Source organism: Lactobacillus kalixensis DSM 16043 (assembly GCF_001434335.1).
GTDB classification, from domain to species: Bacteria; Bacillota; Bacilli; order Lactobacillales; family Lactobacillaceae; genus Lactobacillus; species Lactobacillus kalixensis.
Genome location: NZ_AZFM01000052.1, coordinates 1 through 6907, shown reverse-complemented (window position 1 = coordinate 6907; position 6907 = coordinate 1). Strand labels below are relative to the sequence as shown.

Annotated in this window: 6 protein-coding genes and 1 pseudogene; 3 read left to right on the top strand and 4 right to left on the bottom strand. The window is 32.1% G+C overall.

The annotated features are described in order from the left end of the window. Positions 1 to 44: 44 nt before the first annotated feature. The 4 genes and pseudogenes from tnpB to FC46_RS09325 all read right to left on the bottom strand — a co-directional run bounded on the left by tnpB (position 45) and on the right by FC46_RS09325 (position 3614). A complete protein-coding gene (gene tnpB, locus FC46_RS09345) occupies positions 45 to 278 on the bottom strand; it encodes an IS66 family insertion sequence element accessory protein TnpB (protein ID WP_236702313.1) in 234 nt (77 codons plus the stop codon). A 373-nt stretch (positions 279 to 651) separates the two neighbouring features. Next, a pseudogene (locus tag FC46_RS10390) lies at positions 652 to 1623 on the bottom strand (Abi family protein). A 157-nt stretch (positions 1624 to 1780) separates the two neighbouring features. Then, a complete protein-coding gene (locus FC46_RS09330) occupies positions 1781 to 2935 on the bottom strand; it encodes a helix-turn-helix domain-containing protein (protein WP_057800083.1) in 1155 nt (384 codons plus the stop codon). Continuing rightward, positions 2919 to 3614, bottom strand: coding sequence for a DUF5986 family protein (locus tag FC46_RS09325; protein WP_476703086.1), 696 nt, complete (start codon positions 3612 to 3614; stop codon positions 2919 to 2921). Before FC46_RS09325 ends, FC46_RS09330 begins: the two co-directional genes overlap by 17 nt. 286 nt (positions 3615 to 3900) lie before the next feature. On the opposite strand from FC46_RS09325, the gene FC46_RS09320 reads away from it, so the two are divergent. The 3 genes from FC46_RS09320 (at position 3901) to FC46_RS10385 (ending at position 6659) form a co-directional block, all read left to right on the top strand. Further along, positions 3901 to 5073, top strand: coding sequence for a MerR family transcriptional regulator (locus tag FC46_RS09320; RefSeq protein ID WP_057800077.1), 1173 nt, complete (start codon positions 3901 to 3903; stop codon positions 5071 to 5073). A gap of 96 nt (positions 5074 to 5169) precedes the next feature. Continuing rightward, positions 5170 to 5748, top strand: a complete 579-nt coding sequence (locus FC46_RS09315; RefSeq protein WP_057800075.1) for an AlbA family DNA-binding domain-containing protein — start codon at positions 5170 to 5172, stop codon at positions 5746 to 5748. Between the two features lie 32 nt (positions 5749 to 5780). Beyond that, positions 5781 to 6659, top strand: a complete 879-nt coding sequence (locus tag FC46_RS10385) for an ATP-binding protein (RefSeq protein WP_057800074.1) — start codon at positions 5781 to 5783, stop codon at positions 6657 to 6659. Positions 6660 to 6907: the final 248 nt, after the last annotated feature.

Below are 6907 nucleotides of genomic sequence, written 5' to 3'. Positions count from 1 at the left end.
TTGACTGTTTCTACACCATTCAAAGAATTCTTCAAATAATGGCTTTAGTTCTTCTTGGCGTTTTTGAATCTTTTATAGAGTAACCAATATCCTTGTCCGTCCCAATATAAGGCCTTGAATCTATCCTTACTTCCGCCGCAAAACAAGAATACCTGACCAGAAAAGGGATCAAGATTAAACTTATCTTTCACCATACTTGCCAAGGTATCAATACCGCGGCGCATATCAGTCTTCCCGCAAACGATATAGACCTGACCTAAATCAGATAACTTGATCATGATAAGATCCGATCTACGATATCCTGCAAAACCATGGGATCCAGTGAATTATATGCTTTGAATTCCATATCCTTTCTCTTCTAAGATAAAAGAAGCTGACTATCTTGAACAGAAGTGATAGGAATTATTTGATGTTTTTCAGTCATAACTTGCCTTCAAAATAATTGATGAAGCTAGTATATGATAGGAAATGAAGCTAGGATAGGTAGTTTTTTAGACAGTTACGTTAAATTTTAAGTCAGTTCAAAGTAAAAATTCCATTAAATCAAGGCTTGTCAATACTAAGATTTAGTGGGGTTTTTAAATTTCTGAGTTTTCCGGATACTTCTTTATTATAAACTAATTTATAATAGTTAGATTAAGTTAGTTTACGCTAATATGCAATCAATGTGTCTGTAGATTCTGTTGAATTTAAGTCAAATAATTTATCTATAGCTTCTGCATTTTGAAATCCATAATATTCCGGTGTGGTGTGACTATCTAATAGTTTTTTTATAGAGATTTTTAAATCTTTATAAGCGTATTTATTATTGATTTTAGACATTAATTTTACTATAACGCAAAGTTGAAAGGCCAAACGGTTAGTATAAATGCCAGAATCATTTTTTAATAGAATATTACCTAAACTACTATTGGTTTTATATTCTTTTGGAATTTTGGCTTTAGTTCTGAGTTTAAAATCTGACAAAATTCCGTTATGACAGCAAATATTGCGTATTAGATTAATACTTTCTAACCAACTAACTAATTCATCAGATTTACAACCAAAATAGTCAGAAATTTCACGTTTATTACTTTTACTCATTAACTTATATAAATGAATACTTGTTCCCAGTGTTAATTCATTCATTACAAGCCAAATAGGTGGATAAATTTGTTCAGTACATTCTAAATAATGTTGTACATCGTTCGAATAGGATTTTTTAATACTGTTTTGTAAACTGCTCAAAAATTTTAATTGTTCTCTTTAAATGGCAAACTTATCCATGTATTGTCCATGTAAGAATTTATTTTTAGAATCTCTTTGGCACCATAATCTAAAATCTAAATATCCATGCGCACCGTATTTTTTGCCAAGTACGCTTGCGATCTTAGTATTCAGAGTAGTCTCGATATCTTCAATTGTATGTAAGACAGCTTGCTTTAAATGTTTATCGCGATAATAACGTGCAACTAATCTATCAAAAGAGATATGGTTATATCTATTGCTTGACTTATCATAATAGGGATTAGCATAATTTTTCAAATTATAGTATCCAATCGTACTAATAGTCTTTAGTTGCTTATTTAATCTATAAGTATTAGTTTTATGAACTGACAAGGAAATGCCATTAATACCTCGCATTTTAAATAGTGCTAGCTGATCAATATATCTAAGTGGAATGCTATGTTCTTTCATAAATTTAAGTATAAAAAAACCTTCGCGATAGGACGTATCCATTAAGCGAAGGGATTGATCTTTCTATAATCATTCTAAAGGAATACGCCAATAAAATCAAATGTTATTCATCAGTTGAAATGGAATTAAGTTTTTTGAATTGTACAATACTGTTTCTAAATTTGTTCAAATCTATTCCTAAAATTTGAGACCAAATTTCATTTGGAAAGACAATGCCATACATTTCACGTAATTTATCATTCAAATTATTCGGATGTACAATATTGTGCTCTTCAAGTAATGATAAAGCTTGCGTTAACGCTTTAGGTTTAGACATTTCTTTTTCATCATCCATTATCTCTTTTGTGCGCCAACCTCTGTAGCTTATTTGCTTTTGAAATTTCACATAATCATTGTCGCTTATTATTTCTAAATTATGTGCTCTGTGGATCATTGCTGCTATTGATACATTCCATTTAGATTTAAGATTAACGAATGTATTTAAGTCAATGTGATCGCCTTGAGTTAGATCATGAGTAAAACTTTCTCTAGGCATTAGAAAAGCGGAAGCAAAATCGTTTGCTTCATTTTCAATACTTCTGTAATCTTGTCCAAGTAAATCATCTTGTGGATGGTATAAATTTGCATGAATAGCATAATGTCCTAATTCATGTGCTAAAGTAAATTGATCTCTAAAAAAGTTTTGTTTGGTTTCATTAACTAATACAATATAGTATTTATTGAGACCTATTTGTACATATCCACTTCTTGCATCAATCTTGTCAGAACCAAAATCAATATTAACGACTATTAGGCCGTGCCGTTCCATTAAATCAACTATATCAACAATTGGCTGATCATCTAATGCCCAGAGACGTCTTAATATATTAGCAGCTTTTTCAGGTGTTTCGTCTATTTCCATATCGTTTTGTAATTTTGGAAATTCAACATAATTTTCAAAGTAATCTCTTAAATATGCAGCGGCCTTTTTGTAAGTTTTACTTGGTTGCTTTTCAGATTGAGTAGCAGTAAGCCTGCTACGGTAAAAAGTACCATCATCATGATAGGGTACTTTTTCAATATCTGTAAAGAAGTATAATGGAAAATTTAAAGTTTGTGTCAACTTTTGTAATGTTTTTGAGCTCATCTCAGATCTGTTATGTTCATATTTAGATATCATCTGTTTAGTGACGTTAAGCTTACTTGCTAAGGCACTCATTGTCATATGATTAAATAGTCGAGCTTCTTTTAATCTTTCACCATTAATTTGAAGTGTCATTTATTATCTTCCTGTTCTGCATTGGACGTTTTTCTTTATCAGTTTTCCACTTTACAATTTGGTTTGAGTGACTTTCCTGATATCCTATTTCTGTATCAGTAGAAATTTTCACATCATTAGTTGGAGTAGGATCTTTATATTCAGGAATTTCTACTGTGTCAATTAAATTAAAATTGGAATCAACCAAGAAAATGTTTCCATTGACTGCAGCATCTATAAAGTAGTCGTATGTAATTATATAAGTTACTTTAACATTAGTGAAGTTTTCACCTAGAATTTTTTTAGCCTCTTCGAGTCGATACTCTTCACTTGAATTAGGATCTTCTAATCCATCAAGAGTGAGTTGCTGAGATTTTTTACAATTTTGTGAAGTTAAAGCATACATATAGTGACTCCGTCTACCTTGTTGGATTTCTTTTTGAATTACAAAAAAATTGTCACGTGATGTGGCCAAATAAAGAGTCCCATCATTCTTGTTAAAGACTGCCATTGTTTTCCAAATTTTTCTGTCAATTGGAATTTCTATTAGGTTACTAATGGTAGAAATTGCAAGTGAAATAGCATTTAATCTACGGGACCAAAGATATCCATAGATCCCATCAACATATTTTCCTCCTGCAGATGCTTTATAATCATCTATAACTTGATTTAAGACGATTTTTAATGGTGGTGTAACAATTCGTAAAACCTCATCGTCTTGTTTAATTTTGATATTTTTTTAATTTTCATACTTTTCATACTTTTCCTCCATAAAAAGTAATTACTATTCATTATTTGCGGTAAAATCGCTCTTTATGAGACTAAAATCGCTATTTTTACCGCTATAGTTGACAAATTATAGAAAAAATCCAATTTGTAATTATTATAATATATCTATTTAAAAAAAGCTTCAAGTATTGTATAAAAATATCAAGAACGCCTAAAAATGTTATAAATTTGGTTTGACTTATTAAAGGACCATCATCATGCCACAACAACATTACACAAGCGGTGAGTTTGCGAAGAAGGCGCATGTCTCAATTCGCACAATTCGCTATTATGATCAGAAGAATTTACTAAAACCGGCAATGCACACTAAGAGCGGCGCACGTTTATATACCGATCAAGATTTTGCCAAATTGCAGCAGATACTGCTATTGAAGTACCTTGGTTTTTCATTAAGCGATATCCGTGAGATGACTATCGGGTCAGGGGACCAACAATTATTGCGTGAGTCACTTCAGATCCAAAAGCGCCTTGCTGAAGAGCAGCTCGAAGAGATGAAGAACGTTGTCGGCGCCATTGATTCAACGAGTAAGGCACTGGAACAGAATGAACAGGTTGACTGGTCCAAGATGCTGAACTTGATCCATCTGACTTCAATGAATCAGTCGCTGAGTTTGCAGTACAAGAATGCGACGAATATCTCTGCTAGAATTCGTTTGCACCGCGATTACTCTACTAATAAGGAAGGTTGGTTCCCGTGGCTGTTCAAGAATTTGCACCTTAAGCCGGGAATGAAGGTGCTGGAACTGGGAACTGGCAATGGTGCTTTGTGGTCGCAGAATATTGATCGTTTGCCAGAAGGAGTGAACATTATTCTGTCCGATATTTCCGAAGGAATTCTGGCTGATGCAAAGAGCGAGATCGGTGAGAATTCGGAATTTCAATATGCCGTCTTTGATGCGCAGAAGATTCCGTTTGTTGATAACACTTTTGACTTAGTAATTGCCAACCACATGCTTTTTTACTGTGATGACATCCCTCAGACCCTCAAGGAAATCCGCAGAGTATTGAAACCTAATGCTCCCTTTGTCTGCAGTACCTACTCCAAGCGTCACATGCATGAAATCACTGACCTAGTGCAGAGTTTTAATTCCAATATTGTTCTTTCTTCCACTAATCTGTATGAGCGCTTCGGTTTAGACAACGGTGAACAGATTCTTAGTCAATACTTTAACGATGTAACTTGTCACAAGTACAATGATTCAATTGAAATTTCTGAAGCAACGCCATTGATTTCTTATATTTTGTCTTGCCACGGTAATCAGAATGAAATCCTGCTTAATCATTATCCCGAATTCAAACATTACGTTGATGAGAAGGTCCAGGGCGGCTTTCATATAACTAAAGACGCGGGATATTTTGTAGCGAAATGAATTAAATACCTATATTTTTGTAGATATTAGAAGATTCTAGAGTAGATAATTGATAAAATTAATGAGAAAAAGTAATTGAATATTGAAAGGGAGAATATGGCAAATAATCGTGTAAGTGATCTTGAACTAGAAAAAATTATTGAAGAACATGATGAATCAGAAATCATGGAATATAAATCCAATTTTGATGATTCACAGAAACTTGGAGAATACATCTCTGCGTTAGGTAATTCGGCACTAATGCTGCATCAATCAGTTGCATATTTCATTTGGGGAGTGCAAGATAAAACAAAAGAAATTATAGGAACCACTTTTAATCCTGGACAAAAAGCTTCTAGACACAATCAGATGCCATTAAAAACCTTTTTGGAAACATATCTTGATCCACGAATAAATATTTTTTGGGAAGAACATAGGTTAAAAGAAAAGCGAGTAGTATTACTTATTATTGACGTAAGTAGAGTGACGAAACCAATTAGTTTTAAAGGTAAGAGATACATTAGAGTAGGTACTTCTAAAAAAGCATTATCTGAATTTCCAGAAAAAGAAAGATTAATTTGGGAAGCATTTGAATCTACAAAATTTGAATCAAAAATCGCAAAAGAAAATGTAACTTTTGACGAGATTTTTGATTTATTGGATTTAAAGTTTTATTTTGAATTTTTGAATTATTAGGCAATCTAAATAAAGAAGACTTGATAAGTCAAATGATTGAAGATAAATTACTAAAAAGAAGTGTTAAAGATAACTTTGATATCACAAATTTAGCGGCATATGCTTTTGCAAAGGATATGAATCAATTTCCAAATCTTAAAAAGAGAACTGTTAGAATAACACAGTATCAAGGAAATCAAAAGTTAGATACTGCAATTTTTGATGTTAGAGGAAGAATGGGAATAATTAACGGGTTCAAGAATATAGTTGCTAACGTTATGAATAGGGTGCCATATAAAGAGAATTATTCTGATGGAAAAAGAAAAGATATCCCTATTTTTCCTGAAATTGCAATTAGAGAATTGATAGCTAATGAATTAGTACATCAAGATTTTACAGTAGAGGGTATGAGTCCTACTGTTGAAATATTCTCTAATAAATTAGTTTTTACTAATCCGGGTAGTCCTCTAATTCCTACAGAAAGATTTTTAGATGTTCCACCAATTTCTAGAAACAATGATTTAGCAGATTTAATGGAAAAGTTTCATATAGTTGAATCTAGAGGTACAGGAATAGATAAAGTGGTAAATGCTTTAGAAAATAATGGCTTACCCTCTTTAGATATTAAAGTACCCACCAGTACATCTACAGTAATAACTATTAAAAGTGCCAAGAGTTTTAAAGATATGTCTATTACTGAAAGAACTAATTCTATTTATTGGAATGCGTGTTTGAGGTATGTTGAGGATAAGCAGATTAGCAATAAAAGTTTACGCGATACTTTTAAGTTACAGTCTAGAGATAGTTCACTAGTTTCAAAAGCAGTAAATAACGCAATTGAAGCAAAGAAGATAAAAATTTATGATCCTAATGTTGGGAGAAAATTTAGTAAGTACATTCCATTTTGGGGTAAAAATGTGACTGATAATTAACGTGCATTTTTCCTGGAAAAAAGGGAGCCTTACAGTAGCAAGGCTTTGAGCATTTTTGCATTTTTCTCAGAAAATAAAATTATTTAAAAAATGAGTTTTAAAAAAGGGGTTATTCCTATTGTATTTTATATAGAGGGTAACTCTTTTTTATTATTTATAGAAAAAACTATTGAGTAATAATGATTTTTATCTTGGCCGATTGTAAAATGAAGTTGGACACTATGTCCTAAATTAAAAAAGGTCATTTG